At 63.8% G+C, this 26,749-nt stretch carries 27 protein-coding genes; 15 read left to right on the plus strand and 12 right to left on the minus strand.

Features of this window, described 5'->3' with window-relative positions; translation table 11 throughout:
* Window position 1: 1 nt before the first annotated feature.
* From IC231_RS19500 to IC231_RS20125, 3 genes are all read left to right on the plus strand, one after another.
* A complete protein-coding gene (locus IC231_RS19500; RefSeq protein ID WP_190786147.1) occupies window positions 2–625 on the plus strand; it encodes a helix-turn-helix domain-containing protein in 624 nt (207 codons plus the stop codon).
* A gap of 99 nt (window positions 626–724) precedes the next feature.
* On the plus strand, window positions 725–1,336 hold the full coding sequence (locus tag IC231_RS19505; protein WP_190786148.1) for a DUF305 domain-containing protein: 612 nt from the start codon (window positions 725–727) through the stop codon (window positions 1,334–1,336).
* Between the two features lie 151 nt (window positions 1,337–1,487).
* On the plus strand, window positions 1,488–2,258 hold the full coding sequence (locus tag IC231_RS20125; protein ID WP_211539208.1) for a DUF6122 family protein: 771 nt from the start codon (window positions 1,488–1,490) through the stop codon (window positions 2,256–2,258).
* Between the two features lie 61 nt (window positions 2,259–2,319).
* On the opposite strand, the gene IC231_RS19515 is transcribed toward IC231_RS20125, so the two are convergent.
* The 10 genes from IC231_RS19515 to IC231_RS19560 form a co-directional block, all read right to left on the minus strand.
* Window positions 2,320–3,198, minus strand: a complete 879-nt coding sequence (locus tag IC231_RS19515; protein WP_190786149.1) for a hypothetical protein — start codon at window positions 3,196–3,198, stop codon at window positions 2,320–2,322.
* Window positions 3,199–3,220: 22 nt separating this feature from the next.
* A complete protein-coding gene (traM, locus tag IC231_RS19520; RefSeq protein WP_190786150.1) occupies window positions 3,221–4,627 on the minus strand; it encodes a conjugative transposon protein TraM in 1,407 nt (468 codons plus the stop codon).
* Between the two features lie 12 nt (window positions 4,628–4,639).
* Complete coding sequence (locus IC231_RS19525; protein ID WP_190786151.1) at window positions 4,640–5,563, minus strand: DUF4138 domain-containing protein; 924 nt, start codon at window positions 5,561–5,563, stop codon at window positions 4,640–4,642.
* Window positions 5,564–5,583: 20 nt separating this feature from the next.
* Entirely contained in the window at window positions 5,584–6,324 is a 741-nt protein-coding gene (locus tag IC231_RS19530; protein ID WP_190786152.1) for a conjugal transfer protein TraK, read from the minus strand.
* A 70-nt stretch (window positions 6,325–6,394) separates the two neighbouring features.
* Window positions 6,395–7,072, minus strand: a complete 678-nt coding sequence (locus IC231_RS19535) for a hypothetical protein (protein WP_190786153.1) — start codon at window positions 7,070–7,072, stop codon at window positions 6,395–6,397.
* 12 nt (window positions 7,073–7,084) lie between these two features.
* Entirely contained in the window at window positions 7,085–8,158 is a 1,074-nt protein-coding gene (locus tag IC231_RS19540; protein ID WP_190786154.1) for a hypothetical protein, read from the minus strand.
* 26 nt (window positions 8,159–8,184) lie between these two features.
* Window positions 8,185–10,845 carry a VirB4 family type IV secretion system protein gene (locus tag IC231_RS19545; RefSeq protein ID WP_190786155.1) on the minus strand — a complete coding sequence of 887 codons (2,661 nt, stop codon included), beginning with the start codon at window positions 10,843–10,845 and terminating at the stop codon, window positions 8,185–8,187.
* Entirely contained in the window at window positions 10,832–11,179 is a 348-nt protein-coding gene (locus IC231_RS19550; protein WP_190786156.1) for a hypothetical protein, read from the minus strand. The genes IC231_RS19545 and IC231_RS19550 overlap by 14 nt, the downstream gene beginning before the upstream one ends.
* Window positions 11,180–11,191: 12 nt before the next feature.
* Window positions 11,192–11,611, minus strand: a complete 420-nt coding sequence (locus IC231_RS19555; RefSeq protein WP_190786157.1) for a hypothetical protein — start codon at window positions 11,609–11,611, stop codon at window positions 11,192–11,194.
* Between the two features lie 55 nt (window positions 11,612–11,666).
* Window positions 11,667–12,173 (minus strand): hypothetical protein, encoded by a 507-nt coding sequence (locus tag IC231_RS19560; protein ID WP_190786158.1) that lies wholly within the window; start codon window positions 12,171–12,173, stop codon window positions 11,667–11,669.
* A gap of 208 nt (window positions 12,174–12,381) precedes the next feature.
* Between IC231_RS19560 and IC231_RS19565 the strand changes: the two genes are divergently transcribed.
* From IC231_RS19565 to IC231_RS19600, 8 genes are all read left to right on the plus strand, one after another.
* Window positions 12,382–12,798, plus strand: a complete 417-nt coding sequence (locus IC231_RS19565; RefSeq protein ID WP_190786159.1) for a hypothetical protein — start codon at window positions 12,382–12,384, stop codon at window positions 12,796–12,798.
* Window positions 12,799–12,843: 45 nt separating this feature from the next.
* Entirely contained in the window at window positions 12,844–13,239 is a 396-nt protein-coding gene (locus IC231_RS19570; protein ID WP_190786160.1) for a hypothetical protein, read from the plus strand.
* A 100-nt stretch (window positions 13,240–13,339) separates the two neighbouring features.
* Window positions 13,340–15,619 carry a toprim domain-containing protein gene (locus tag IC231_RS19575; protein WP_190786161.1) on the plus strand — a complete coding sequence of 760 codons (2,280 nt, stop codon included), beginning with the start codon at window positions 13,340–13,342 and terminating at the stop codon, window positions 15,617–15,619.
* A 414-nt stretch (window positions 15,620–16,033) separates the two neighbouring features.
* Complete coding sequence (locus IC231_RS19580) at window positions 16,034–16,249, plus strand: hypothetical protein (RefSeq protein WP_111480587.1); 216 nt, start codon at window positions 16,034–16,036, stop codon at window positions 16,247–16,249.
* 237 nt (window positions 16,250–16,486) lie between these two features.
* On the plus strand, window positions 16,487–17,782 hold the full coding sequence (locus IC231_RS19585; RefSeq protein ID WP_190786162.1) for an ArdC family protein: 1,296 nt from the start codon (window positions 16,487–16,489) through the stop codon (window positions 17,780–17,782).
* Between the two features lie 116 nt (window positions 17,783–17,898).
* Entirely contained in the window at window positions 17,899–18,192 is a 294-nt protein-coding gene (locus tag IC231_RS19590; RefSeq protein WP_190786163.1) for a hypothetical protein, read from the plus strand.
* A gap of 73 nt (window positions 18,193–18,265) precedes the next feature.
* The gene (locus IC231_RS19595; protein WP_111480584.1) at window positions 18,266–18,991 is read left to right on the plus strand and encodes a DUF6088 family protein; all 726 of its coding nucleotides are present in this window, start codon (window positions 18,266–18,268) and stop codon (window positions 18,989–18,991) included.
* Between the two features lie 182 nt (window positions 18,992–19,173).
* A complete protein-coding gene (locus tag IC231_RS19600; protein WP_111480583.1) occupies window positions 19,174–20,643 on the plus strand; it encodes a Fic family protein in 1,470 nt (489 codons plus the stop codon).
* Window positions 20,644–20,675: 32 nt separating this feature from the next.
* Here the strand turns inward: IC231_RS19600 and IC231_RS19605 are convergent, their stop codons facing one another.
* A complete protein-coding gene (locus IC231_RS19605) occupies window positions 20,676–21,158 on the minus strand; it encodes a hypothetical protein (RefSeq protein ID WP_190786164.1) in 483 nt (160 codons plus the stop codon).
* Complete coding sequence (locus tag IC231_RS19610; RefSeq protein WP_165822274.1) at window positions 21,158–21,886, minus strand: ParA family protein; 729 nt, start codon at window positions 21,884–21,886, stop codon at window positions 21,158–21,160. Before IC231_RS19610 ends, IC231_RS19605 begins: the two co-directional genes overlap by 1 nt.
* A gap of 682 nt (window positions 21,887–22,568) precedes the next feature.
* Between IC231_RS19610 and IC231_RS19615 the strand changes: the two genes are divergently transcribed.
* The 4 genes from IC231_RS19615 to IC231_RS19630 all read left to right on the plus strand — a co-directional run bounded on the left by IC231_RS19615 (window position 22,569) and on the right by IC231_RS19630 (window position 26,599).
* Window positions 22,569–23,057, plus strand: coding sequence for a hypothetical protein (locus IC231_RS19615; RefSeq protein ID WP_190786165.1), 489 nt, complete (start codon window positions 22,569–22,571; stop codon window positions 23,055–23,057).
* Between the two features lie 4 nt (window positions 23,058–23,061).
* Window positions 23,062–24,087 carry a DUF5712 family protein gene (locus tag IC231_RS19620; protein ID WP_190786166.1) on the plus strand — a complete coding sequence of 342 codons (1,026 nt, stop codon included), beginning with the start codon at window positions 23,062–23,064 and terminating at the stop codon, window positions 24,085–24,087.
* A 39-nt stretch (window positions 24,088–24,126) separates the two neighbouring features.
* The gene (locus IC231_RS19625; RefSeq protein ID WP_190786167.1) at window positions 24,127–26,265 is read left to right on the plus strand and encodes a type IV secretory system conjugative DNA transfer family protein; all 2,139 of its coding nucleotides are present in this window, start codon (window positions 24,127–24,129) and stop codon (window positions 26,263–26,265) included.
* Between the two features lie 76 nt (window positions 26,266–26,341).
* Complete coding sequence (locus IC231_RS19630) at window positions 26,342–26,599, plus strand: hypothetical protein (protein ID WP_190786168.1); 258 nt, start codon at window positions 26,342–26,344, stop codon at window positions 26,597–26,599.
* Window positions 26,600–26,749: the final 150 nt, after the last annotated feature.

The raw sequence follows: 26,749 nt of genomic DNA on the forward strand, positions 1-26,749 counted from the left end.
CATGAACTCCCAACTCCGCTCCGGCTTCACGCTGCCCGCCCCCGGCACCCACCGGCTGCTGATTAAGAACATGGTCTGCCCCCAGTGCATCCGGGTGGTGACGGAAGACCTGACGGCCCTGGGCCTGCAGGTGCAGCGCGTCGTGCTGGGCGAGGCCGACGTGACGACTGCCGATGGCCAGGCGCCGGACCTGGAGCCCGTGCGCGCCAGCCTGCTCGCAGCGGGCTTTGCCCTGCTCGAAGACCCGCGGGCCCAACTCGTGGAGCAGATTAAGACCCTGCTGGTGACGCTCATTCATTATCCCGAGCCGGGCCCCCGCCTTCTCACCTACTCGGATTACCTGGTTCAGCACCTGGGGCGCGACTACCATTACCTGTCGCACCTGTTCTCCTCCGAGGAAGGCCTGACCATTGAGAAGTTCATCATCCGCCAAAAGGTGGAGCGCGCCAAGGAGCTCATTGGCTATGGCGAGCTGACCATTGCCCAGGTGGCGGGACAGCTGGGCTACAGCTCCCCGGCCCACCTCTCGCGGCAGTTTGGGCAGGTGACGGGCCTGACGCCCTCGGAATTTCAACGGCTCGGACCCGCCAGCCATGCCCGGCGCAGCCTGGACTCGCTGCTGTAGCCTCGGAAATTATGCAAGCAAAAAGGCCAACGGTGTAAAAACCGGGCGGGTAGCCAGGGCGTTTATATTGCTTACCATCAGACCCCATCGACCGTGCGCATGAACCGCTTATTCCGTTTGCCTATTTTGTCTCTGCTAGTGCTGGTTTCCTTGTTTTCGGCCTGCAAAGACCACGACATGGACGACATGAAGCATGACACTCCGCTGATGAAAATCATGATGGACATGATGACGCAGATGGACGCGCAGGCCAAGACCCAGGACCCCGACCACGACTTTGCCGCCCAGATGGTGCTGCACCACGACGCGGCCATCAAGATGAGCGAGGAAGAACTTCGCGCGGGCAGCAACCAGGAAATGAAAACCATCGCTCAGGACGTCATCACCAAGCAACGCGCCGAAATCACGCAGTTCAACTCGTTCCTGAGCAACCACCAGCCCACGCAGCCGCTGGTACCGCAGTTCAACCAAATTCAGAAAACCAACATGGACCGCATGATGGCCGCGAGCAACGCGCGCACCATGACCATGCGCACCGACGTGGACTACGCCCAGATGATGATTGACCACCACCAGGCGGCCATCGACAACTCGGAGGCGTTGCTCCAGCACGGCCGCAACGCCACGATGCGCCAGTTGGCGCAGGCCATCATCGCCGACCAGCGCCAGGAGATTGGCGTCCTGCAGAACTGGCTCACGCGCAACCGCTAGGTCTTGGCTTAGCCACAAAAAAGGCAGCTCTCGCGGAGCTGCCTTTTTGCTTTTAGGGTACGGTGGGTGGCCAAGAGCACTATCCGGCGGCCTGAGTCCGCTACCGGCCGAGGTGGCCACCGTCGCCCGCTACGTGGCCCTAACAACCCCCATGCTCGCACTACCTGCTTTCCGCCTCATTCTAGTCTTGGCAACCGGTGTGGTCTTAGCCGGTTGCCGGTCATCGGCTGTCGTCCCCAAGTTTTCGGCCGCCCCCGGGTACCACCACCCGCCACAGGCCCAGCACGGTGATACAGCGGCAGTCACCCCCGCCCGGGAGCAGCCCACTACCCAGCAGGGGCGGGTAAAGGCAGAAGAGCGCGCTACGTCTTCCGGCACGCGGGACCGCGTGGCCAAGAAGAAGAAACCGGCAGTCGGGCCGGGCAGCAGGCAGGCCAAAGCAACGCCCGCAGATACCGCAAGCAGCGCCATCCGGCCGATGGCCCCGCCCGGGCCCGGCCAGTTTGCCTCCCCCAAGCTCTTCAGCGCCCAAACGCTGGTCCATTATGGCCTGCACTTTGTTTTTCCGCTCGTGTTGGCGCTGGTGTTTTTTCCCTTGGTGTGGCAGACTGCTTACCTGGTTATGTTGGCCACAATGGCCATTGACCTGGACCACCTGCTGGCAAAACCCATCTTCGACCCGTTGCGCTGCAGCGTGGGGTACCATCCGTTGCACTCCTTTCATATCATACCGGTGTATGCGCTGCTGCTCCTGTGGCCGGCAACGCAAATTGTCGCTGTCGGCTTGCTTTTCCACATGTTCACGGATACGGTGGACTGCTTGTGGAACTTCAGCCACTGCCAGGACTGCTACCGGAACTCCCGTATTCGTCGCTTGTACAACGGGGTGCGGAAGCTGCTGGGCCTTGAGGTGGTCGAGTAAGCTGGGACGAGACGGGAGATTGAGCGGGCTGTTGCCTAAGTGGCCCGATTCAGAATTGTCGCTAGAACCTTCCCGAGCGACTAATGCTTTTTAACAGCTGATTCTGCAGCAGCTGGTCCCGGTAAGCGCCTTCCACCGCCTGTCGTGCCGGCCCGGGCTTGCCCGCTTCGTGAATCAGCCGGTCAGCTTCCTGGCGCAGCTGCAGGGCTTTTACCATGTTGTCGTTGGCCTGCCCCATGGCGCGCAGGCGCTCGGCCTCGGTCATGGAATAGCGGCCCGGGTTCTTCAACGTGGCCATGAGCTCCACGCTTTGGGCAGTCATCTCGTCGGCAATCTTCTGGTAGTTGAAGGCCGTTTCGACGTTCTTTTTCTTGAGCACTTCCTCGTAGGCGTATGCCGAAGCGAAGGCTTCTTCCCGCATGTTCTTATAGTCACGGTAGGTAAAGGACTGGGCCCCGTTGCGGCCGATATCCAGCCCGGAAAAGGCTTGGTATACCGTTTCAACGTCCTGCTCAGTGCGACCCTGCAGCGCCTGGCGCAGGCGCCGGGCCTTGTTCACCGGCGGCATGTAGTCGGGCTGCGAGCTGGTGTTCATGGCCATGCCCCGGCCAAACAGCTCCAAGGGGTTGGCGTAGCGCAAATCCTTCACCGATGCTACTTTGCGCAGGTCGGCCTGAATCTGCCGCTGCAGCTCCAGCCCCTCGGAAGTTAACTGCTTTACCTGACCCGTGATGTCGCGAGTGACACCGGCAATCTGCCGGGCGTCCTTGATGACCTGGTAGTTCTTGACGGTCTCGACCCATTGCTTGAGCTGCTTGGCAAACTGGCCGATGTGGATGCCCATGTGCGGCGGGTCGTTGACGACCATCTGAGCCGAAGCGAAGTAGGAAGTGGTGCCGGCCAGAACGGCCAGGACCACAACAAACAGTCCCTTTTTCATGGCTGAAGAGCTAAAGTAAGGTTTAATTGCTGGCCGTCGGCGCGCCGGCATCCGTCGCGCCCGTGGTGATGAGCACGGGGTAGCCATCGGGCAGACGCACGTCGCGCAGCTTCTGGCGGGGTGTCGATGCCCGGCCCACCATCGCGGCCGCCACCCGGCCCCCCACGCCCACTACCGAATTAGCAGCCGAGGCCGAGCGGTCAATGGCCATGCCCACTTCCTGGGCACCGATGGAGCGGGCATCGTTGAGGGGATTGTCAGCCGCGGGCAGCGGCTGGCGCTTCTGCGGGTCAATCATCAACCCCGGCAGGTAATGGTAGTCGTAGATGTCGGCGGTTACCCGGGTAGGGCCCAGCCGGGAGATGCGGATGGCCACATGGTTGGTCTCGACGCTGGCCACGCCGGCAAATACCAGGTTCTTAGGAAAGGTCTGCCCGCTGATAACGGCATCCTCGACGAGGCGCAACAGCACGACGGAACCAGTCCGAATCTTCTGCTCCCCGTTGATAACGGCCTTGTAGAAAATGTCCGGCAGCAGCTGCGCCTGATTATCGGGGGCATACCGGAAATAGCCGGCTTTAATAGTGCCAAAGGCATCGTAGCCCGAAGCGTTGTTTGCCGCGGCACCAGACGCCCCGCTGGCCCGGAGGGCAGCCCGCCGGTCGAAATAGCGGCGCCCGGTCATCTGCTCGTACGAGGCGCGGGAGGCGGCAGGGGCTGCGTCGAGCATGTCCAGCACGTCGTCGTTTTGCTCGTAGGGCACCCCGTCGGGCGCCGTGCGGGGCCGGGCCGCAGCCCGCAAACGCCGACGCGGGTCGACACTGGCACTGCTACCCCGGTAGCTGGCCTGCACCACCGGGATGCGCACGGCCCGGTAGGCACCGGTCTGCGCATCCACTGCTGTTACTTCCGTGGAATCAGGGGGCGGTAGCGCCGCCCGGTTGGCTGCGGCCCGGGCCTGACGCTCCGCGGCGGCCAAGGCCGTGCGGCGGCGCAAAGCGGCTTGCCCCACCGTATCGACCGCCATGCCGCCGGCCAATTGGTCCGGGGAGGGAACGGTGCCCAGGGTCTGCACGCCGGCCTGTCGCGCAGCCGCCTGCTTTTGCTCCAGCACGTCCGTGGGCGCCGGGGCCGCTTCGGGCGTGGCGGGCGCAATCGTGGGCTCCAAATTTTGAGAGGTAGCCGCCACGGGGCTGGCCTGCTGCGCTACTTCCTGGGAAAGGGAGCGGGCGTAGAAAAACAGCGTCACCGCCGTCAGCATGCCGATGCCCACGAGCAGGGGCAGCCAGTGCCGGCGGGCCAGCTCCCCTATCGAGGGGCGGGGCGTAGCGGAAGTAGCAGGGGCAGAAGCAGAGCCGGAGGCCGGTTGCGGTTCGGTACTGGGGTTGTCGCCGGCAGGATACACCGGCTGCATGTTGTGCTCGGACATGAGAGGAAAGGATTAAATGGCGGCCGCCGTGTTGATGACTTTGCTGGGGACTTTGAGCACCAGCACCCGGGCCCCGAACTTCTCGCGCAAGGTGATTTCAAGGTGGCCCCGGTCGGTGGCCGCATACAGCGGCACGGCGTAAAGCAGGTAGCCCGTAGCCCGGGCCGGGATGGTCTGGCTTTCGGCCCCGCCGGCGGGCGCCAGGGGCCGCCGGGCCTCGTTCTTCTTCTTGCCCAGAAACTTCTTGCGCGAGTTTTCCACCAGCTCGAAGTCGGTAAAATCCACCGCGTAGTCGATGGTGGTGGTATTGCGCAGCTTCAGGCGCAGGTAGGTGAAGTCTTTGTCGTTGCGCACGTTGGCCAGCGAAAGCACCAGGTCGTTATCGGCCGTGCGTAGCCCGCTGGAATCGGCGTGCTTGGCGGTGGCCAGCTTAGCCAGGCGCGCCTCGGCCAGCTCGCGCTTGTCGTGGCCCTGGTTCAGGGCCAGCGCGTCATCCACGCCGGCGCCGTTGCGGGCCTTGCCGCCGGCGCTCACGCCCAGGGCGCCGCCGTCCTGAAAGTCGTAGAGCTGCAGCACCGGCCGGTGGGTGTACACCAGGTGCCCCATCCAGTAGCGCGAGCCGTAGCGCACCAGAATGGGCGTGGGCGGCGGGTTGCGGCGCCTGGCCCGCACGAACACGGCGTTGCTTTCAATCTTGACCAGGTAGTGCGGCGCCTGGCCCACGTCGACCAGCGACACCGGCCCCGGAAAGACCAGGTACGTGGTGGAGGAGTCGGAAACGGCGATTTCCAGCTGCATTTTCGGCGCTACGTTGGCCGGATGCGGGGTTTGCACGCCGGCAGGACGCGTGGCAGTCGAAGCAAGGGTCTGCGCTTGCGACAGGCCGGGTAAAAGCGCCAGCAGCGCGCAGGAAGCAAAGGAGAAGGGGAAACGCATAAGAAGGGGATAGAGGTAGCTTACTGGGCAGGTTGAGCGGCGGGGGCAGGCGTCGTGGGGGCGGGTTGCGGCAGGGGCACGCCGGCGGCTTCGGCTTCTTCGCGCAGCTTGCGCTGCCGGGCCTGCTCCTGGTCGCGCAGCTGGTCTTTCTCTTCCTGCGAGACAGGCGGGTTGTAGGCGATGAAGTCGAAGTCGGTAATGAGCAGCCCGAAGGGGTTGGCATCCGAGCGGTCGGTTTCGACGAGGGCAAACTTGGCGCCCAGGGGCTTGCTCTGGCTTTGCTGGTCGCCGATGAACACCGTCTGCTTGATGTAGGCGCGGCCGGTGATGGGTCGGTGGTTCATGTCCAGGTGGATGCTGTCCACGGTCACGGCCTGGCGGGCGCCGTAGCGGATGTAGTTCTGCAGCACCTGCCCGCGCTGGAAGCTCTCAAACAGAAAACGCCCGCCGCGCTCTTCAATCAGGGGCAGGCCCGCATCGAGGTTGTGCTTGAAGGAGTACTGGTCGTGGCCGAACATGGTCAGCAGGAAGGTCTTGACCAGGTTGCGGGCCTCGAAGGGCGTGTGCCCCGCGCCGCGGCCAATCTGGGCCGAGAAGGAGCCGGTGTCACTCACCACGTACACGCGCTGGCCTGTGGATTCGTAGGCGCGGTAGAGCAGCGCACCGGAGGCCACTGTCACCACCCCCAGCAGGGCGAGGGCAGCCAGCGCCATCGTGCGCATGGTGATAAACGTCTTGTTCAGGTCTTGGACTGAGTTCATAGGTAAGTCGAAGAAGTTGGAGGATGAAAGGGGCTGAGTCAACCGGGACTTTTTGCCCCAATGCCCGCGCTTAGAGGGTCAGGTAGACCATTTTGCGCGGGTCAGGCGGCCCTAATGGGTTTTGGTAGGGATAGAGGATTAGGCTTGGCTGCTGGCTAGCGTTTGGGGTCGTCGCATAAGCGTACAGGACTCCCCGAACAGTCACTCCCTGGCCGGGCTTCACAAGTGTTGGAGTCTGCTGTGATTGCCCGGGAATCGTGGCTCCAGGCTCCAGGAGGGCGAAGGTGCCCAGCGTATCAGGCGCTTCAGGGGTGCGCAAGGCAAGGACGGCGGGGACCTTTTCTCCCTTGGCATAGCCCGTTGGTCGCCATTCCAATACTGCTTCGAAAGGCAGGCGGTAGCCAGGGGCTACGGTCGGGTAATCAGCTTTTACATGCCGCCACAGGACTGGCAGCGCCATAATTCCCGGTTGTGCGGCTCTGGTTTGCTTGACTGATATCAGCTTCAGGTAGCCCTCTTTAGGCAGTAGCTGCTCGACTGCTGGACGAAGATTAGCGGGTGAGCCATTAGGTAATGCTGGTGGGCGCGTTGTGGCAAGCTTCCAGGCTGCCTGCCGCGCTTTCGCTTCTGGTGAATTAGCCGCTGCCTTGGCTACTTGCTGTAGAGCGTCGGCTGCGGCTTCATTGTCGTTTTTGCAAGCTGTAAGAAACGCCGAGGCACTCAGCATGCTGATGAGAAGGTATTTCATTGGAAAGAAGGGTTAGCGCCGACGGCGCGTTGGCGCGCCCGAGTCGGCTGAGGATATAGTGGGCAACTCTGACGAGGCGGATGGCGCAGAAGCGCTGGCCGAGGACCCACCGGAACTGCCTCCGCCCGATTTATCTGGTCCAAAGCCCATTTTGCGACCCAGTGCGCCACTTGCCCCACCGCCGTAGGCGCCGGGGAATACTACCCCGCTAACTGCCCCAGCAGCCCCGGCTACGGCTCCGGTAAACATGCCCACGAAGCCCTGCACTGCTGAGGAGCCGATAAGGAAGCTCGTCAGCCAAGGCACCATGCAGTAGAGGATGACGAAACCGATAGAGTTAATCAAGTAGGTTAAATCATCAGCGTAAGCACTTGGCGTCAGTCCTGTGGGCATGAGCACATTACCAGTGCCTGGGCGGGTAGCCGCATAGTTTGCATAAATGGTGTCCAGCAGCGAGTAGGTCAGGGACCAGAACTGAACGGCCATGAAATTCTGCAGCCACTGTTTGCCTAGCTGTGCAAAGGGAGGCAAGGCCGAAAGGCAGATGGCAATAGGCCCTCCCACGTACAAAAAAGCCACGATGTACTGGCGAATCATGACCAGCAGCTGCCGAATCAGCGCCACGGTACTGGTGGTGAATAGCTCGGTGAGCAGGTTTATAAGCGAGAACCGGGTCAGCTTGTCGAAGGTGGAGGAGATGTTGCTTATCTGCTCGTTTACAAACCCCGCGGTATTAGTGGCCTGGTCAGGTTGAATGGCCGGCGAGCCGACCGGGTTTGTCAGGCTTCGCAAGGACTGGGCGATAAATCCCGGCTCGTCCGGCGCTACTAGGCTGGAAAACGCCCCAATGGCCCCGCCAAGCAAGTCCATGAAGTCCCGGTAGAAGAACAGGATGAAGTACACGAACAGGGCCTTGAGCAGGGGCGAGAAGTCCATGCGCAACTGCCCGCCCTGCAGGTAGCCACGGCCCACGGTGTAGAGTAGCGCTACCGAGAGAAAGGGCGGAATCAGGTAGAGCTGGCAGGCCTGCAGCACCTTGCGCAGGGCCCCGTCGGCGGCCGTGATAAAGTCGGTGTCCAGGTCCATGCCGACCAGCAGAAAAAGCGCACCACTCATGCCGACAGCGCCCCCTTGCGCTTGCGCTTTTCTTCCACGAACTGGTCGACGGCAAAGTCCAGCCGCTGCTCGGTAACGGTGGTGTAGGTGGGCCGCCCGTCGGCGTCGCGTACCAGGTTGCCCAGCGCGTCGCGCACTTCCACCGGCCGCTGGCGCTGGTAGTGGCGCACGAGCTGGTTGAGATAGTTGCGCTCGGCCGGCCGCGAGGTCAGCACGGCGTCGAGCTGGGGCGAGGCTTCGAGCGCGTACACCTTGGCCTGGGCTCCCTGCTTGATGAAGAACTCCCGGAACGAGTCGGTCGAGCGCACCGAGCGAATCAAATCCATCTCGTGCCCGGTGAGGCCCAGCGGCGCCTGCAGGCGGTTGAGCGAAGCCTCGTTGGAGTGGCGCAGGATGATTTTGGTGCTGGAGTTGTCAATCAGCGTGTAGCCGATGGGCGAGTCGATGATTTCCTGAATGCCCTGGGTGATGATGGTGATGGAGCCGTTGGTTTTGCGGATGGTGCGGTACATCGAGACGATGAACTCCTCGAGCACACCCGAAAGCAGCGCCCAGGCCTCGTCGAGGGCGATGTACTTCACGGCATCGGGAAACTGCCGGAACAGGTCCAAACTCAGCTCGGTGATGAGCATGGCCACCACCGGGTAGAGCGTGGGGTCCGTTTTTACCCGGGCCAGGTCAAAGCAGATAAGCGGGTACTGGCTTAGCTGGGCCTCGCGGGTGGAGTTGAGCACCTTGGCGTAGCGCCCGCCCGACACGAACTCGCCCAGCACGAGGAAGAACTCGTGCATGTCGATGTACTTCATGTCGGTCTGGTACTGGGCCCGCTGCAGAGCCAGCACCGCGATGCTTTCATCCGTGGCGTCGCCCTCCCCGGGCGCGGGCGTTTCGGCCCGCATCCACTGGTCGTAGCGCTGCACGTACCTATAAAAGCTTTCCATTCCGGGAAACTCCTCGTCCGACTGGCCCAGCCGCTCGTGCAGGTTCAAATCGTGGTAGTAGCCGGTCAGAAAGCGCGAAAGGATGGTGCGCTCACTCTTGCTCAGGGCGCGGTCCTTGCCGCCCTTCCAGAGCGCGGCCAGCAGGGCCAGGTGGAAGTTGAGCTTCTCGTCGGAATAGTGCCAGGGACCGTTTTCGCCCTCCCGCGGCAGCAGGAAGGGGTTGAACTCAATCGGGTTCTGCGGGTCGTACTCGAAGTAGGTGTTCTCAAAGTCCGGCCCCGTCAGGCTCTGGAACACGTTGCGGTAGGTGCCGCCGATGTCGATGATAATCTGGCGGGCGCCGCGCTCGTAGCGCTGCACGATGAAGTTGCCGAAGGTGTAGCTCTTGCCCGAGCCCGAGGGGCCGATGACCAGGGCGTTCTGGTTGTCGAGGTCGGTGTTGAACAGGTTTACCTTGACCAGGTTGCGAAACCGGTCGCAGAGGTACTCGCCCGTGGGCTCCGGCCGGTACGTGGTAGTCCAGTGGAAGTAGCAGGCCGCCCGGTCGGCTGAGGTGGTCAGCCAGCGGTCCGGCACCTGGTAGGCGTTGCCGGGCGCCAGGCCAAAGAACAGCGGCAGGGTCAGGTAGCTCTCCACCACGGCCTCGGCCCCGAAGATGGACCGGAAGGCCGCCGTGGTCTTTTCCACGTGCTCGCGCCGGGCCTGGTCGTCCACGTCCCAGAGCAGCACCGACAGGTGCAGGCCCACGACCTGCTTGCTGCCCGAGCGGACCTCGGCGGTGAACTCGTCAATCTCGGCCGCCCGCAGGTGGTTGTCCTGCGTGGCCAGGAAGGAAAGCGAGTTGTTAATTTTCTTGTCGTTGTCGAGGCTTTTTAGCTCGGCGCGGGAGTCCTGAATCAGCAGCGCCTGGGTCAGCACGTGGGGGCAGGAGAGAAACGCCGTCAGCGGGTAGAGCATGGGCGAGGTGACCCCGTAGCCGTTGCGGACGGCGGGGTGGGCCTCACTCCCCTGCCCCACCAGCGAGACGATGCTCACGCGGTTTTCGCCCACGGTGAAGGCGCCCGGCACGTTGCTGATTTCGCGGGTCAGCCCGGCGGGCTGCTGGTCGAACTCCAGGTTGAAGTACTGGGTGAAGACCTGCGGCAACTGGGCTTGATTGAGTCGGCGGTAGTCCAGGCCCCCGAGGCCGCGCAGGCTTTGCAGCAGCTCGGTGGCGATGCGCTCGGCTGTGTCCAGGGTTTGCACGACGCCGGCAAACGGGTTCTTGGCCAGCTTCTCGCCGGCGCGGTTCACCAGGGCGCTCAGGGCATTCGGCCTTACGGGCTTGGCTTCGTCCGAGGGGGCGAAGGAGATGAACAGGTACGCCCGGTGGAAGAGCACCAGCCGCTCGGCGAAGTGGGCATTCATCTTGCCCTCAAAGTAGCCGGGACGGGCGTCGCCGCCGGTATTCTGAAAGGGACGGTCGTAGTAGATGTCAGTTTTTTGCACCACCGTGCCCACGGGCAGGGTGCGCAGCGCGCCGAGCAGGGCCGACTGTAAGTTGGCAAACTCTTCGGCCTGCCAGCTCTCCATTTCGGGGCATTCAAGCACGAAGCCGACGCCCACGCGGCCATCCCGATAGATGACCTTGTCGTCCTGGAAGGCGTAGGCCGGGTGCAGGTCCGCAAAATCAGCGGTGCGGGCCGCGGTGCGGTCAGCGGCCTTAGTGGGAAACATGTTCATGCGGGGTGGGAATAGCGGCGGAGCCGCCCGCCGATGGCCCTGTCCGTGCGCGGCCCAGGGCGATGCGGCGCGGCTGCCGCCGGTGGAAGGAAAGCCAGCTGAGCAGAAAGCCCGGGGGCCGGTGCTTGGCCAGGTAGCGCAGGGCGTAGAGCAGCACCACTAGCACGACCAGAATCAGCAGGTAGAGAAAGCGTGGCACGGTAACCACCAGGCCCGCGACGCCGATGGCCAGCACGGCGGCCAGAAACAGGCCCACCACCAGCCCCAGGTCCGGCAGGTTCATGCCCAGCACCTGGGCGGGGCGCTCGATGCTTTTGTAGGAACGCATGGGCCAGTCAGCTTACGGAGTTACCCCGCCTTCACCGCCGCCCATGGCGCTGGCCAGGTCTTCCTTGAAGTAGTTGAAGCCGAACCAGAGGATGACGCCGCCCATGAGCCAGCCCAGGGCCCCGAGCGCGTCGGGGGCGCCGCTGATAAACTTCTGCACGACGCGCACCAGGCCGATGGCCAGCACGATGATGAAGAGCACCTGCACGATGCTGATGACGATGGTTTGCACGCTGCGCAGGGCGCCCACGGCGCGGCCGCCGGCGCCGGCCTGGCCGAATACCAGGGCCGGGGACGTGGCCAGCAGCAGGGCCATGGCCAGGCGTTCAGCGCGGGATGGATGGTAGGTGTGCCCGGCCGCGAGCAGGCGCAGGCCTCCGGCAGCTACCTGGGCAGCGCCCTGGTGCAGGCGCGTGAGCAAGGGAGTTTGCATGGAAAAGGAAATAGGTGGAAGGATTGGGAAAAGGTAAAAAGCAGGGAAAATGCCTTTAGGCAGTGGCCGGGGCGGCCCGCCGGTTTTCCAGGGCCGTGCTCATCAGCTCGCGCATTTTGGCGCGGCGCTGGGCGGCGGTGAGCTCCACGCCACGGTTGTGCTCGTCCGTGGCCGTGGGCGCGGGTGCCGAGAGGTAGTTGTGCAGGGCGCCCTCCGGTAAGCGGCCGGCCTCGGCAGGCGCGGGCATGGCCTCACTCTCGTCCGGTACAGCCGCTGGCGTGGGCGCCGCTCCTGCCGCCGCTTCGGCCGTGGGAGGCAGAGTTTCAGCGGGCTCTGGTGGCGTCACTTCCTCATTGGTACTAGGCGCCACCTCTGGCACTACCAGGGGCGCTGGATGGAAATCGGCCAGCCGGTAGTGCCGGGTGCGCAGCGAGGGATGGTTGCCCTCCAGGGGCGGCGGAACCACGGCGGCCCCGGCACTGGCCGGCATGGCGAAGCGCCACCAGAGTACCCCCAGCGCCGCCATCAGCAGCAAAAGCAGCAACCACAGCATCGATTTCAAGCGAAAGGCCGAAGTTTTTTATGAGCAATTGCGGCAACTATACGGAGCACTTCCGTATAAGTTCTGGTTTTGCAGAAGTTTTGAAGCAGCTATGCCGAAGCTTTGGGGTCACTAGATGGTAAGCCCGGCGTAGCCATGTACCGACAGCAATCGGGTAGTGCACGCGGCCGGCTGGTTTGTTACCTTGCACGCCCCTTATTGCTGCTGCATGACCACCTCTGTACCCACTCCCCCGGCTGCCCCCCCCATCGAGCCGGTCAACGCGGGGTTTCCCGACCCCGCGCTTATTGTTTCCTATGCCACTGTTCTGCGCTATATCCGCCACCGCCTCAACACGCTGCTGCACGGGCAGCTCAAGCCCTGGGCCCAGCAGCACAAGTTCAACTACGCCCGGCTGATTGAAATCAAGAAGCTGGAGGAGGAAACCCAGGCCGTGCTGCTGCAGCGCCTGATGGCCCACTTCCAGTTCCCCACCGAGCTGCTGCGCATCATCGTGCACCAGTCGCGCCGCCACTTTTTCCTGTTCACCTCGCCCGAGAGCCTGACCCGGTTTAAGGCCGAGCTCAACCTGTTCGACAACCCACCATTCGACGCCCCGGCGTCCCCACTTTCACCTCCTAACTAGCGGAAAGGCCCCGGAGCCTTTTCGCTCCCACGTTGCCTTTTTGCTATGCCTGCTACCGTTGCTTCCCGCCCCAAGGCGAAACCCGCGCCTGTGGCGGCCTCCCTGGCCCGCTTGCTGCCTGACCCGGCCCTGGCCATTCCCTATGACGAGGCCCGGCGCTACGTGCAGCTGCGCCTGCGCAGCCTGCCCCACGGGGGCCTGCGCGCCACCTGCAATGCCTTTGGCTTTCCCTACACCACCAGCGTGGGCCTGAAAACGGGCAGCCTGCAGCGCGAGGAATACCGCCTGGTGCAGAAACACCTGCGCGTGTTTGGCTTCGACACGGAGCTGGTACGCCTGCCGGTAAGTGGTCAGCTCTGCGAGCACTACCTCTTTTCCGACGCTGCCTTGCTGGCCACCCTGCGCGAGCAGCTGGCCGCCCACGAGCAGATGGTGAGCTAGCGCCTCTTCTTCCCTACTGCCTTCAGGATGTACTCCCCACCCCGGATTCCAGCGGTGCGGCTGGTCTGTACCCGTTTCTGTACCCTTTTCTATCACTCTTATGCCCGCAGCCTCTCCTACTCCGCGCGAAAACGACCCCCAGGAGCTCAACCGCTTCAAGCAATCCATTGACCTGGTAGACTACGCCACCCGGCGCCACGGCTACGACGTGAAAAAAGCCGGCCCCCGTGGCCACTGGCACCAGCTCGAAAAGGACGGCGAGATGCTCATCGTTTCCCGCAAAGGCGACCACCAGGTGTACCTGAACCCCGGCGACGACCGGGATTCGGGCTCCATCATCGACTTCGTAAAAACCCGCGAAAATCAGACGCTAGGCCAGGTGCGCCAGACCCTGCGCCAGTACCTGGGCGAGCCGGAGCAGGGAATGCAGGCGGCCACCTCTCCCCCACTGCCCCCCTCTACGGCCTACGCGCCTAGGCCCAGCGAGCCGGCGGAGGTGGAAACCGAGGCCGAACGCCGGGCCCGGCTCGTCGCCGCCGTGATGGGCACCCATGCTGCCCTGACGGACCGCAGCTACCTGCACCACCGCCACCTCTCGGATGAAACCATTGACAGCCCGGCTTTTCAGGGACGGGTATTCACCAGCCAGCAGGGAAACTTCCGTAACACAGCCTTTCCCCTGTACAACGAGCACGGCATTGCCACCGTGGAGCAGCGCAACGACGACTACAAGCACCTGCTGCAGCTGCCCAAGACCGGGGTGTGGGTGTCGCACCCCACCGAAGGCAAGGATACCCCGGTGCAGCGCCTGGTCGTGTCGGAGAGCCCCGTGGATGCCATGAGCTACCACCAGCTGCACCACCGCGGCGCCGAAGGGCAGCCCAACACGCTCTACGTGGCTACCAGCGGCACCGTCACCGAGCGGCAGGTGGAGCTGATTCAAAAGCTTATCGACAAGCAGGAGCCCAAGGAAGTGGTGCTGGCCAACGACAATGACGCCGCCGGCCGGCGCTTCAACATCAATTACCTCAACGAGCTGCAGGCCCCGCGGCGGGCCCGCGAAGTAGCCGACGGTCAGGTCGCTTATGACGAGGCGCCCCGCCCGGTAGAGTGGCACGCCACGGCCGCCGGCAAGTACCACACGGCCCTGCGCGTGGAGTTTCACCACGCCACCCGCGCCGAGGGCACCGAACACCTGACCCAACTCACCGCCCAGGTGCAGCAATTGCGGCCTTCGGCGGATGAAGCCGTGGCGCTGGAGGTGCAGCGGGCCACCCGGCAGCAGACTGTGGTGCGGCTGGTGGTTCCCAATGCCGACAGCCACGCCCTCGAAGAGCTGGCCCGCACACTCCACGCCCAGCGGGAAACGCAGCGCGGGCAGCTGGAGCGGCTGCCCCACGAGCCCGGCCGCCAGCCCGAGAACTTCATTCGCACCGAGTACGCCATCAGCAAGGATTTCAACCGCGACCTGGAGCTGCTCAGCCAAGGCCTCAACCGCGAGCAGGCCGCCCAACAGGCCCGCGCCGACGAGCTGGCCAAGGAGCAGCAGCGCCAGGAACGCGCCCGGCAGCAACAGGAGCAGCGCCAGCAGGCGCAGCAGCGCGAAGCCGGGCGGGAGCAGGAGGCCAGCTCCCCGGAAGCCCAGCGCCGCGAGGCTGAGCAGCAGCGCCAGGCCGCAACGATGGCCGTAGCCGCGGCCGGCGGCGACCCGGCGTTGCAGCGCGCGGTCCAGCTTACGGTGACTGAACCTACCCCGGCGGACGAGGCTACCCCCAGCCAGGCCCAGCAGATGCGCGAGCTGCTGCGCAAGGCCGGCGCGCAGGTGGAGCTGCGGGCGGAAGCAGACCCCACCAGTGGCCAGCTGCGCAGCGAGCTCGACGTGCGCTACCAGCCCCATGCCACCCCCGGCGGCCTGCGTCAGCTCAGCCAGACGCTGGATGCACTCGACAAGTCCCCGCTGGTGACGCTGCGGGAAGATGCCGCCGAGCAGGCCGAGCGCCGCCAGCTGGCCGCCCTGCCCCCGGGGCAGTCAGTTACCAAAACAGCCATCGTCCGCATTGACGAGCCCGAGCCCCGAGCCGGCGCACCCGGCCGGGCCGAAGCTGTGGCCGAGCAGCTGCGCGAAGGCGGCCTGAACACCGGCTCGCTGCGCTCGGCCACCGACCCGACCACGCACCAGCGCCACAGCGAGATTGAAGTCAGCTACCGGCTCGACCAGCCCAACCTGGCCCGGGCCAGTGCGGCCCTCGACGACGTGGCCCGCCAGCCCGGCGTACAGCTGCACGAACATTCCGGCGACCGGGCCGAGCGCCACCGTCTGGCGCCTAGCGGCATAAATACCAATGGCCTGGCCGAACGCACGGCCGGCCCGGAGCGGTAGGGACTGTTGGGCTTGCCGAGCGAATCCCCTTGGAATATGCCCTGGTTTTTTAGTTTTGCAGCATTAGCAAGCTGCCTACCATGCTGGCGAAAACAGGTTATTCTTCTTTTCAAGCGCCATTCGGTCTGCTGCAGGCAGGCCGGACCCTGGCCCCGGCTGCCCTTCACCTGCTGCCGATTTCCGAGCGCCCGGCCCTGTTCGTGGGTCCGCATCGAGGCTAATCCAACCTTCTGGTAAACACCCCCCGCAGTTGCTGCGGTTGCCCGCGGCTTGCCTGTAGCCGACGGGTCGGGCTGTCATTTCCCGGACGCCGCTTTTGCGGCCGTCCCGGAACCCTCGTTGCATTCTTTTCCACGCCATTACCCCGCTATGCTATTTACCGGCCACCGGCATTTTTCTGGGTTTTGCCCCGACATGAAGGGGATACTTTTAGAACTCATTCGCGACACGTACACGCCCTTGCTGCAGCTGCCGCCCCACCTGCCCGATGAATCCTGGCTGCTGGCAGTCAGCAAAGCCGACCCCGTGTTTTTCTACCTCTACGATGGGGTAGGCCAGTTACAGATTGGCGAAGCCTCCCGGGAGAGCCTGCTCAAATGCCTGAAGCAGGAACTCGGTAGGTCCGAATAAGTCGGGTCTCCAACAAGCAGAAGTGCCCGACAGCCCGTTCCTGTCGGGCACTTCTGTTTTTCATTCTAACAGCGGAACAGCAGCCTAAATCCAGGGACAGGGGCAGTGGGGAAAAAATGGTTTGGCGACTGCAAATAAATGGAAAATTGTTGTCATAAAAGCAACAATAAGCCCTTGTTTTGCGTTTAATAAGTAAGGAAACGGTTTTAGAAACAGTCACTTAGACCTTACTTAGCGATGAAAAAGCAAGCCCGCCCCACCGCCGAAAAAACTACCCGCCCCGACGTGTACCAGATTGTGACGGACCGCGTCATTGCCGCTCTCGAATCCGGTCAGATTGCCTGGCGCAAGCCCTGGCATGCCGCCTACGGGCTGCCCCGCAATTACGTCAGCGGGCGGGCCTATACCGGCATCAACGCCTTTCTGCTGCACCTGGTGGGCGGCACGCCGTTCTTTCTCACCTTCCGGCAGGCCCGGGAGCTGGGCGGCAACATCCGCAAGGGCGCCAAAGGCATGCCCGTGATTTACTACAACGTCACGACCCGCACCGACAAGCAAACCGGTGAGGAAGAGAAAACGCCCTTTATCAAGTACTACACCGTCTTTTCCATCGATGACGTGGAAGGCGTGGACATCGTCCTGCCCGAGCAGCCCCGGGACCGCGCCCACGAGCCCCTGGCCGCCGCTGAAGCCCTGGTCGCCAACTGGGCCGGCTGCCCCCGCATCGAGCACGGCGGCGCCCAGGCCTACTACGCCCCCGGTCCCGACTTCGTGAGCGTACCCCGTCCGGAAACCTTCGTTAGCGGCGAAGCCTACTATTCGACCCTGTTTCACGAGCTGACCCACGCCACCGGCCACCCCAGCCGCCTGGACCGCCCCGACCTGGCCGAAGCCCTGCGCCCGAGCGGCCGCGCTAGCTACGCCCGCGAGGAGCTAACGGCCGAGATGGGTGCCGCCTTTCTGTGTGGTCACGCGGGGCTGGACCCCAGCGCGACGCTGGAAAATACCGCGGCTTACCTGCAGTTTTGGCTGGAGCAGCTGCGCGGGGATAAGAAGCTGGTGGTGCAGGCCGCCAGCCGCGCCCAGCGGGCCGCCGAGCTGATTCTCGGCAACGCAACCCCCGACGAAACCGAGCCCGACCCCATGCGCACGCCTCCCGCCGCCGCGGCGGAGGTCGTGGCCAGCGAGGAAGCGCAGCCAGCGCCCCGGGTGGAGGCTGGCGCCTTGTCGCCCCGCCCGGCGCTGCCCACGCTGCCGCCGGTGGTATTGGGGCAGGAAACCCTGCCTTCGCTGACCACGGTCGTCGTTGCCACGCAGCGCATTGAGCTGACCCGCCTGCTGGAACATCCCGCTTTTACCGAGGAGCAGCGCCGCACGGCCACGGGCCGGATTCTGGCCGAAACCGACCCCGCCCGCCTGGGCCGCTGGTTGACCAACATCATGCGGCAGATAACGGAGTGGGAGGAACGCACCTTGGCCGAGGAGGCGAAGCAGAACCCGCACTTCGCTGCCTTCGAGCAGGTGCCGGAGTAGCGCTTGACCTTGACCTTGACCTTGACCTTGTCGCCTCGTCCGGTTCCGGGCGGGGCCGGGGGCGGTGGGGTATCGTCCCGCAGCCCCCGACTTACTGCTTTACTCTCTTGCTGCCTATGCCTTCCCCTCCCCCACTGTCCCCCGATGACGCCACCAGGGCGCCGCGCCGCTTTACCGACTTGCTGCGCCACGGCCGCTTCACCTTCACCGAGCGCGAGCTGATGGAGCACCTGCGCATGACCTACCGCACCATTAAGCAGCGCGAGGCTGACCCCTCTACCCTCACCATTGCCGAGCTGCTGCGCGTGGCCGACCTGCTCGACGAGCCCGTGCACGACATTATCGCCGTGGTGCTGGCCGAAGTGCAAGGGGCCACTCAGCCACCCTCGAAAGGAACACCGGTCGGTTAAACGATGTCAAGTTTTTACATGTAAAAACTTGACATCGTTTCGTACTTCTGCCCCGCCACTTCCCGCGTTACCCATGTCCGAGTCCATTATGCAGCGCGTCCGCCAGCAGGTGCTGGCTTACCCGCCGGGCGAGCTGCTGACCTATGCCGACCTGGTGACAGAGCCGGCGCAGTTCGGTGCCGTCGCCGCGGCCCTGAGCCGGCTGAGCCGGGAAGGACTGCTGGCCCGCTACGCCAAAGGGCAGTACTACCGGCCGCAAACGGGACGCTTTGGCACGCTAAAGCCTTCTGAGGGCGCCGTGATGCGCACGCTGACGGCCCCGGCAGGCAAAGTGGCAGCCTATCCCACCGGCGTCGCGCTCTACAACCAACTGGGCCTAACCACCCAGGTGCCCGCTCAGCTCCAGGTTACCACTCCCAAGCCGCGCCGCACCAGGTCCCCGCGCATGGGGTTCGTGGTGCGCCCGGCCCCGGAGCAGGCCAGCGATGTGCCGCTGCTGCAGTGGCTGGAGGTGCTGCGCGACCTGCGCCGCATTCCTGACGCCCGGCCCGACGAGGTGCTCTCCCGGGTGCAGCGCTTTATCAAAGGCCTCTCCCCTGCCCGGCGCAGCCGCCTCGTGGAACTGGCCCTTGGCCAAGCCCCGCCCCGTGCCCGCGCCGTGCTGGGGGCCGTGCTGGAGCAACAGGCTGACCAAAAAGGCGCCGCCCGGCTGCGGGCCACGCTCAACCCCCTGACCACTTACCGGCTCGGCCTCAGCGCCGCCGCCCTGCCCAACTGCGCCGCATGGAACATCCGATAAATCCTGGCCGGCACTCAAGGGCATAGAAGGGGCCGACGCATGCCGGTGCCTGCAAACAGGCTTAAGAATTGAATACGCCTATGCTATTTTACCGTGCCAAACTGCCGTTAATCGAAAATAAAAGCCGAAATTGTCGCTTTAACAGTAAATAATTAACGCCATCAGCCTGCAGCGGCCTCTTAATGGAAAAAAATGTACAGTGGCCGTTGCTGGTGTTTGGCACGTCCGACCCGGCGCTAAACCGCCGGATTCGGCAGGCGCGCCAGCGGGAGGAGCTACGCGAAGTAGCGCCGCGTATCTACTCGCCGGATTTGACAACGCCCCCGGCCGTGTTAGTGCGCAAGAACTGGCTGCCCATTATCCAGCATCTTTTCCCAGGGGCCATTATCAGCCACCGCTCCCAGCTCGAAGGCCAGCCCACGGGCGATGGGCACTTGTTTCTGACGTACAAATACACGCGCAACGTTGAGTTGCCCGGCCTGACGGTGCACCTGCTCGAAGGGCCCGGGCCCCAGCCCGGCGATGCTCCCTTTGGGGGGGGCGACATCCTTTTCGCATCGGAGGCCCGGGGGCTGCTGGAAAACCTGCAGCCGGCCCGCGTCCGCAAGGGGGGCGTCAGCAAGGCCCTGCCCATCGAGACCGTGGAAGAGCGGCTGGAGATGGTGCTGCGCGTGCGGGGGGAAGCGGGCCTAAATGCCCTGCGCGACCAGGCCCGCGACGTGGCCACGGCCCTGAACTGGCCCGATGAGCTGGCCGCGCTGCAGCGCATTGTGGGCGCGCTGCTCACCACCCACTCGATTAAGGTGCTTTCCTCGCCGGTGGCGCGGGCCCGGGCCCTGGGACTGCCCTTTGATGCCGGCCGGGTGGCCTTGTTTACCACGCTCGCGGGGGCGCTGCGCACCACGGCCCTGCCGGAGCGCGTGGACCCGGCCCCCGTGGCCCCGGCGTATTACACGGTGGCGTTCTTCGAGGCATACTTCTCCAATTTCATCGAGGGCACGGTCTTCCAGGTCGACGAGGCGCACCGGATGGTGGAAACGGGCCAGGCGGTGGGCGGACGGCACGCTGATTCGCACGATGTGCTGAGCACGTATCAACTCTGCAGCAACCCGGCCGAGATGCGCGTCGTGCCCCGCTCGGCGGAAGAGCTGCTGGCCCTGCTGCAGCGGCGCCACGGCCAGCTGATGCGGGCGCGGCCCGACAAGCGGCCCGGCCAGTGGAAAGAATACGCCAACCAGGCCGGCCTGACCAACTTCGTGGAGCCCGAGCTGGTGCGCGGCACTCTGCACGAAGGCTTTGCCCTGTGCCAGGGCCTGACGGACCCGCTGGCCCGGGCCATGTTCATGATGTTTTTAATCAGCGAGGTGCACCCCTTCGACGACGGCAACGGCCGCCTGGCCCGCCTGATGATGAACGCCGAGCTGGTCAGCGCCGGCCAGTGCCGGATTATCGTCACCACCCGGGCCCGGGAAGCCTACCTGGATGCGCTGCGCCGCCTGAGCCGGCAATCGGACCCGAGCCTGTACATCCGCATGCTAAGCGGTGCCCAGCAGTTTGTGGCCGCCCTGCGGGTAGGCACCTACGAAGAGGTAAAGCAGCAACTCGAAGCCCAGGACGCCTTTACTGAAGTGAACTCGCAGCTGCGCTGGTAGCGGGCCGCTTGCCGGTGCGCTCCCCCCCTCCCCTACCTGCCTTTGGCGGGCGGGCCGTGCTGCAAGTAATAGTTGACCGCCTCGTCGACCAGCTCTTTCAGGTACACCCGCCGGCTGTGGTGCATCAGCTCCTCGTGGATGTAAGCCAGGGCCGCCCGCTGGGTTTCTCCTTCCAAGCGAATCAGAGATGGCTGCAGCCCCGAGGAACTGCCTTCTACGGGAGCGGGGGCTTGCACTTTCGGGGGCCGGCCCCTCCCCTTCTTGGGCGCAGCGGCTACCGCGGCCGGCTGCGGTCTGGCGGGTGGCGCAGGCGCTAACACCGGTGCTGCAGCAGCTTCTGGAGCGGCTGCTACTGGCGGAGCAACTACCGTTGCTGGTTCCGGGGCCGCTACGGGCACCGGGGCGGCGGCCGCGGGCTCAGGCGCAGTTGGGGCGGCCGGCATGTGGCCGGGCTGCCCGCGCAGCATGGACATCTTTTCGTCCGTGGAGATTTTCAGGCGTTGAATCTTGGCCATTACGATATGAGTTCAGAGGTGAGTTGGGCGCGGGCAATCAGCTCATCGCACAGGGCGCGCACTTCGGCTTCCACGGAGGCATCGGCCCCCACCGCCCGCCGGTAGGCCGGGTTGAGGTAGCTGTAGCGGGTCGAGAGACGCTTGTAGCAGCCGAGCTGGCGCAGCGAAGCCTGCAGGCGCGGCAGGCCCAGCGCGTCGGTGAACTCGTCCATGTCCTTTTCCTCTTTCAGGTTGGTGCGGTGCGAGTGCACGCCGAAGAACTGGAAGTCCAGCCCCTGCTCCCGCGAAAGCCGGGAAATCTCCTGCAGCAGCTGCATAAAGGAAATCGTGGCCAGGCGCTCGGCATCGGAGGCCCCCACGGGCACGAGCACCACGTTGGCGCCGCTGAGCACGTCAATCATGGCCGTATCGTCCGAGCGGCCGGGCACGTCAATGAACACCACGTCGTAGTCGTCGCTAACTTCGTCGAGCCGGTCGTACACTTGGCCCATACCGACCGATTCCAGCGCGTAGGGAAAGGCCGGCTCGGCGAGCGTGCCGGCTTCGCGCTCCAGGTCCACGCTGGGCTGGTCGTTGGTGAGGCGCACCCCGGCCAGGGTTTGCTGGGAGTCGGCATCGACCACGAGCACGCGGTAGCCATAGTCGGCCGAGAGGGCACCGGCCAGCACGGTGATGAGGGTACTCTTACCAATGCCGCCCTTCTGGTTGGCAACGCAGATGATTTTCATAAAGCAGGGAACTAACGGGTAAAGCCACGACGGGCGCAAGCAGCTTGCAAATAAAGCAGCTTGTTTCTCAATTTTCAAAGCTACTCGGAAACTTGTTTTTTTATTTCCTAGAAAATAAGCTTTCAAACTTACTTGTAAACAAGTCATTTTGTTTTCAAGATTACTTGTTTCTGATTTTCTGAGAAATATCATTTACAATTTTCTCAGTAAACATTTAACAAAAGCTCTCAAGAAACTTATTTCTTAAAATACTAAGAAACAAAGCGTCATACGGGGCGTACTGTCGGGAGGATGCTAGGTTTTTAACCTTCCTGTTTTACTTGTTTCTCAGGAAATAAAAAATGGTTCACACTCCCATTGAATTGCCTTCTGAACGCATGGGGATGCGTTTTGCTGGTCAGCAGTCTTTCATAAGGGAAGCAAAACCACATTCAAAAACACTTTTCCGATTACGATTTGCCCAGGCAGCTTACCGGGGATGGGAAAAGCCAGGCCTGGTATCACTTACGGCTCACCGGGCACGCGCTCAACATGCCCCTAATAGGGTAGTTAGCAAGAAGACTACCATTTGCCTGCGCTAACGCGCTGGCTAAATGGTAGTTGGATGTCAACAGCGTTGATATTACTTAACCTAGCCTACTAACAGATTGACATAGAATAAGTAAGAGTTAAAACCCGCCTTATGCCGGACCAGAAACAGAAAATAGGCCCTCAGCCCACGACTGGCTCAGCCGTAAAGCACCTCACGGTTAGCGGACCGGCGCACCGGCTGGTGGGCGCGGAGGCCGCCCGGCTAGGGCTGACCCGCACGGAGTATGCCGACGCGGCCATCCGCTACTTCGCCGAGCGGAGCCTGAACCCGGTGGAAGCCCAGGCCCGGGAAGGCCAGCTCATCATGGCCGAGGTGAAGCGGCTGGGTGACCGGGTGTTCTCGTACCTACAGGAGCAGGAGCGGGGCGTACTGCTAGAAATGCTGCGCTTTCAGCTTCAGCAGCAGGCCGTGCAGCAGCAGACGCTACGGGTGGTAGAGAATTTATTGGCTCCGGAAGGCGGGGAGGCGCTGCACAAAATCCAGCAGAAAAACCAGGAGCGTATTGCCGAAGCAACGGCGGCCGGGCTGGCAGCTCTGGATATAAAGGCGCTAAATAAACCGCGCAAAAACGGTAATTGACGCGATGCACGCCAAGCTGATTAACCCAAAAGCCCACGGCAAAAAGGCCTATAATAATCAGGGTAGCGCCGCGCAGACCCTGAATTACCTGACCCAAGAGGCCCGAAAGAACGGCCTGGAGGCTCGCTTTTTTGACGGGCAGCAGGACGCGCTGGACCGGGATTCCGTGCTGGCAGCCCTGGACAACAACGTGAAAGGGCTGCGGGCCAATGAGGCCAAGTTCTACTCCCTGGTGCTGAGCCCCAGTCCGGAGGAGCTGGCCCACGTCGGGGGCGGCGAGGAAGAGAAGCTGCGCACGTTTACCCGGGAGGTAATGGCCGCCTATGCAGCGGGGTTTCGCCTCAAAGACGGAGGGGCTGTGGGGAAGGATGAGCTGGTGTGGGGCGCCATCATTCACCAGGAGCGCACCCACCGGGGCACCGACGCGGCCGTGAAAGAAGGGGAGGCCCAGGCCGGGCAGCCTCGGCCCGGCTTGCAGGCCCACATCCACGTGGTCGTATCGGCCCGGGACCGAAGCCAGCGCGTCACGCTCAACCCCGGCGGGCGCGTGAGCCGGTTCAGTTTGCGCGACTGGCAGGAGGAGGCCCGGCTCGTATTTGAGCGGCAGTTTCAGTACCAGGGCCCTGCGCCTAAACGAAAGGACGCCCCCGCCATAGCAGCACCGAACCCCAAGCGCAACGCGCGGATTGCCGAACGGGTCGGGCAGCTGAACCGGCAGGCCGCGCCCAGCCAGCGCCTGGATGCCGAGCGGGTGCAGCGCATTGCGCAGGGGCGGGGCTATGACCGCATTTTCTACGACCGGCTGCGACGGGTGGAAGACCGTGCCCGGCAGGGGCGGCCCCTCGACAATGCCTATCACTTGCTGGCCACGGGCCGCGAGGAACCCGCCCGACCCAATACCGGGCACCGGGTACGCCAGGCCCTGCACAGCCTGCAGCAGACCCTGCGAGCTACCAGCGGGCCGGAGCACGTCGCCACCCAGGACATTGGGGAGCAGCGCCGGCGCGGGCAGTGGGAGGCCGAATTGTAATTCCAAGTACTGCACGCTTAAAACAACCCGACTATGAGCATGATGAGTGCCCCCCGGCAGCCGAGCAGCCACCGCCTGACTGGCCTGTACATCGCCCTGGGATTCCTGCTGGCGTTGCTGGCCGGCGGTGAGTATTACCTACTTTCTCACCCCTCCTTCCTGGCCGGGGCCGTAACCCCTGCTGCCCCGAATGCAGGCTTGGGGGCTTCCGTTACCACCCGCCTGCTGCTGGGCACGGCCACGTTTTACCAGCGCTTTGGCTTACTCATTCGCGCGGGGATTCTGGTAGCAGGGGGCCTGCTGGCCGTGCTGCTCAAAGCCCCACCCGCGCGGCCCGGGCAGCGGCGCTGGCAGCCCACGCAGCTGCAGCTGCGGCGCGTTCAGCTGGGCGCCGCCGGGGTGGGCCTACTCACCGGGGCGCTGCTGCTGGCCATGGCCACGTTTTCAGCCGGTATGGTAGCCTGGCTATACCCCACCGCGGCCCTGCTGGCGTTGGGCGCGGGCCTGGCAGCCGGCATTGCGCGGGCCCTGCACAAGACCGAGCGGTTCGGGCTGCGCACCGAGCGCCGGCAGCAGCTCACCGAGTACGGGTTTAGTCTGGCCACGACGGACGGGGGCTGGATTAACATTCCCAACCCGTTTCGGGGCACGCTGGTGCTGGGCGGGGCGGGAGCGGGCAAGTCGTATTCGATTGGCGAGCCCCTGATTGAGCAGTTCACTGAGAAGGGGTTTGCGGGCCTTATCTATGACTTTAAGTTTCCGGTGCTGGCCGAAGCCGCGCAGAAGGCCTTTGTGCTGGCTGATGCCAAAGCCCGGGCGGCGGGGGAGGAGCCAGCTCATGTGCAGCTGCACATCATCAACTTTAAAGACCTGGAACGCAGCGAGCGGGTGAACCCGCTGCGGGCCGACAAGATGCCGGTAGTAGCCTACGCCAACGAGTACGCCCGCGCCATCATGGCCAACCTGAACCCGGAGAGCATTAAAAAGATGGACTTCTTCGACACCAGCGCCAACGCCTTTCTGACGGCCATCATCTGGTTTTACAAGAAGAACTTCCCCACGTTTTGCACCCTGCCCCACGTGGTAAACACGGCCTTGCACCCGGACTTCACCCACGTGCTGAGCATGCTCGACACCGACCCCGAGTGCGGCGACATGGTGCGAAGTATCACGACGGCTGTGAAGCAGCGGGCCGAGAAGCAGGTGGCTGGCGTCATCGCCTCGCTGCAGATTGTGCTCACGCGCATCAACTCGCCGGAAATCGCCTGGGTGCTGACGCCCGACGAGGCGAGAGGGGAGGGGTTCAGCCTGGATTTGAATGATAAGCAAGCGCCCAAGGTCTTAGTAGTGGGCAACGACCCCACGCTGAAGGAAACCTTCTCACCGGTTATCAGCTGCATCGTGGCCGTGGCCTTGAAGCTGATGAACCAGCAGCACAAGCACCCGAGCTACGTGTTTCTCGACGAGGCCGCCACCATCTACGTGCCCAACCTGGAGGTGATACCGGCCACGGCCCGCAGCAACAAGGTGGCCATGATTTACATGACCCAGGATTTGAGCCAGATGATTGACGCCTACGGCCGGGAGAAAATGCAGGTGATGGTGAGCAACCTCAACAACCAGTTTTTCGGCAAGGTCAACTCCCTGGAAACGGCCAAGTTCGTCTCGGAGCTGGTGGGCAAAGAGGACCGGGAGATGGTGTCGGCCAGTTTGGGCCGCAGCCAGAGCGGCGGCAGCCGCGGCGCCGGCAGCAGCATCAACCAGAGCGTGAGCTGGCAGGAGCGCAACCTGGTGCGCCTGCAGGATACCATTACCCTCGAAACCGGCGAGTTCATCGGCCAGACCGTAGAAACCGAGCAGCCCTTTTTCCAGGGCAAGGTGGAGCGCCAGGCGGCGCCCGGCACGTACCCGCTGCACCCGCTGGCCACGTTCGAGGGTGGCCCGGCGCCGGTGCTGGCCGAGGCACCGGCAGGGGAGGGGCAGGACCCGGATTGGCTGAGCCAGCGACGGGCAGCCCGGCAGGCGGGGAGTCAGTCCCCCGCGGAGCCGGTCAGTGCGCTACAGGCGGTTATTCAAGCCAACTTTGAGCTGATTCGGGAGGATGTGGCCAACATTGTCGGGCAGTACGCCAACACCCTCAAGCCCGGCCAGATGCCGGACAATGAACCCATGCTATAAAGGGTGTTTGGGGCACCTTAGCCGCCGGAATGGTGTTTTATAAATACCCGTCGCTTATCCCTTTTACGTAGTTTGCATGATGGAAACGCCTGCTTATCCTACCCCCCAGTTTGGCCCCCGCGAGCAAACCCGCGAGCAGCGGCAGTTCATCATCAGCCAGTCAGTGGGCATCACCCGCAGCCAGGGGCCGTACGAAGTGCCGGACTGGCAGGCCAAGCTGCACGAACAGTACGTGGAGGGCCTGGTCGACCTGGATTACGTGGGGGCCCGCCACGACGAGTACCGCGCCCAGCTCATTGCCAGCCAGCAGCCAGTTCCGGCGGTAGCCAAGTAGTTCGCTTTCGTGACACCCCAGCCTGGCTACCCGCGCCGCGCTGTTTTGCTCCCGCGTTTTTCGGTGACAAACCGCCGGGTACGCTAGGCCCATGACCGACCGCTTCACCAACCCCGAAACCGGCGTTTTCTACAACCAGCTCGGCCTTAC

This window comes from Hymenobacter duratus, assembly GCF_014698995.1.
Lineage (GTDB): Bacteria > Bacteroidota > Bacteroidia > Cytophagales > Hymenobacteraceae > Hymenobacter > Hymenobacter duratus.